This is a genomic window from Streptomyces solincola, from assembly GCF_002982015.1.
Taxonomy (GTDB): domain Bacteria; phylum Actinomycetota; class Actinomycetes; order Streptomycetales; family Streptomycetaceae; genus Streptomyces; species Streptomyces solincola.
On record NZ_PVLV01000718.1, the window covers coordinates 1 to 2,358 of the forward strand.

The 2,358-nt window shown below is 73.7% G+C and carries 2 protein-coding genes and 1 pseudogene; all 3 read right to left on the bottom strand.

Going from position 1 to position 2,358, the window contains the following annotated elements:
• The coding region (locus C6N75_RS29635) for an MCE family protein (RefSeq protein ID WP_105871918.1) at positions 1–1,088 on the bottom strand (1,088 nt) is incomplete at its 3' end.
• Positions 1,085–2,116: an MCE family protein gene (locus tag C6N75_RS29640; protein ID WP_105871917.1), complete on the bottom strand. Its 1,032-nt coding sequence runs from the start codon at positions 2,114–2,116 to the stop codon at positions 1,085–1,087. The genes C6N75_RS29635 and C6N75_RS29640, both read right to left, overlap by 4 nt.
• Before the next feature lie 34 nt (positions 2,117–2,150).
• Positions 2,151–2,358 (bottom strand): annotated as a pseudogene (locus tag C6N75_RS29645) (MCE family protein); the annotation flags it as partial.

Genomic DNA, 2,358 nt, shown 5'->3' on the forward strand with positions numbered 1-2,358 from the left:
GTGGTGGGGGGTGTGCCGGCCGGGAGGTAGGTGCGGGGCACCAGGCCGCAGACGTAGGTGTCGAGCCAGCGTCCGCTGCCCAGGGTGTTGCCCACCAGCCGGTAGTAGGGGCCGGCGAGGGCCAGGGTGCGGTCGAGGCTGTCGCGGTTGCGGCTGAGGACGCCGGTGACCCGGCTCAGCGAGGCGAGGGTGGGGCCGATCCGGCGGTTGTTGTCCTGGACCAGGCCGGTGAGCTGGGTGGAGAGGTCGCGGGCGCCGGTGAGCAGCAGGTGGATGGCGTCGCGGCGGGCCTGGAGTTCGCCGAGCAGGGCGGAGCCGTCCTCCAGGAGGAGTTCGAAGCTGCTCTTCTTGCCGGCGAGGGTGGTGGTCAGCTTGCGGCTGCCGGCGAGGAGTTCGGCGAGCTGGGCGTCCCGGGTGGAGACGGTGCGGGAGAGGTCGGACAGTCCGGTGGCGGCGGCGCGGACGTCGGGCGGGGAGTTCGCGAAGGTGTCCGAGATGGCCTCGAAGCTCTCGGCGAGCCGGTCGGTGTCGAGGGCGTCGATGGTCTCGCCGAGGCCGGTGAACGCCTGGGTGACGTCGAGCGGGGAGGTGGTGCGGCCGGTGGGGATGCGGCGGGCGGGGTCCTGCGGGGAGACGCCGAGCGGGTCGAGGGCCAGGTACTTCTCGCCGAGCAGGGTCTTGATGGCGATGGCCGCGGTGGTGGCGTCGCCGATCCAGGTCCGCTCGGCGACCTCGAAGGCGACCTTCACCTTCGCGCCGTCCAAGGAGACGGAGGTGACCTCGCCGACCGCGACGCCGGCGATGCGGACCTCGTCGCCCTCGTCGAGCCCGGCGGCCTCGGTGAAGTCGGCGGTGTAGAGGGTGCCGCCGGTGAAGGCGTCGATCCGGTAGACGGCGGTGGCGAGCAGGGCGAGCAGCAGCAGCCCGGCCAGTCCGACGGCGGCCGGGTTGCGGGCGCCGAGCGGGGTGCGGGCGAGCCGGGGGCGTCGCCGGCCGGGACGTACCGGGGCGTCCTCGGCGGGCGCGGCGGAGGCGGTGCCGGTGGGCGTGCCCCGCGTGCGGAGTTTACTGAGCCGGCCGGGGATCATGCGCGGCACCTCGATTCGGTGAGCGGGATGCCGGTGGGCGGGGCGGAGCCGTCGGAGGTGGTGACGCCGGCGACCCGGGCCTCGCAGAGGTAGAGGTTGAGCCAGGAGCCGTAGGAGGCGAGCCGGGCGACGGTCTCCAGCTTGGCGGGGGCGCGGGTGAGGAACCGTTCGAGTTGCGGGGTGCCGGCGTCGAGTCGGTCGCTGAGCCGGCCGAGTTGGCGGATGTCCTCCTTGAGCGGGGCGCGGCCGTCTTCGAGCAGTCCGGCGGTCGCGGTGGTGAGGGAGCCCATGCCGGCGACCGCCTCGCCGAGCGGTTCGCGGTCCCCGGCGAAGCCGCTGACCAGTCGCTGGAGGGTGGTGACGAGTTCGTCGAAGCCCTCCTCGCGGTCGTTGACGGTGTCCAGGACGGTGGTGAGGTTGGCGATGACCTGCCCGATGACCTCGTCCTTGGCGGCGACGGTCGAGGTGAGCGAACCGACGTGTTCCAGCAGCGCGTCCACCGTGCCGCCCTCGCCTTGGAGGACCTGGACGATGGAGCCGGCGAGGGAGTTGACCTCCTTGGCGCTGAGCCCGTCGAACAGCGGCTGGAAGCCGTTGAAGAGCTGGGTGAGGTCGAGTGCGGGGGTGGTGCGCTCCAGCGGGATGAGCGCGCCGGGCGGCAGGGTGCGGCCGACCGGGCCGGGGCCCCGGTCCAGGGCGACGTAGCGCTGGCCGACCATGTTGAGGTACTTCACGGACGCGGTGGTGGTGGCGGGCAGGGCGCGGCCGCGCTGGACGGTGAAGCGGACCTCGGCGATCCGGCGGTCCACCACCCGGATGGCGGAGACCTGGCCGACCTTGACGCCGGCGATCCGCACGCCGTCGCCTTCGGCGAGGCCGGTGACGTCGGTGAACCGGGCGGTGTAGCCGGTGGTGTCGCCGACGCCCCGGTCGGCGATGGCGAAGGCGAGGAGGCCGGTGGCGAGCACGGTGGCCAGGACGAAGGCGAGGGACTTGAGGAGCGGTCCGGCCAAGGAGCGGCGGTTCACCTCGGGGTCACCTCCGTCCCGTGGAAGCGGCGGTTCACTTCAGGGTCACCTCCGTCCCGCGGAACACGGGTCCGGTCAGCACGGTGGACCAGTCGGGCAGGCGCTCCGGCGTGGTGCGCAGGGCCGGCGCCATCAGTTCGTTGACCAGCCGGTTCTCCTCGGGCGAGTTGGGCAGGCCGAGGGGTGCGGGCGGGGCCGCGCCGGCGCCGGCGGCCGCGGCGGGGGCCGGTTCACCGGTGTAG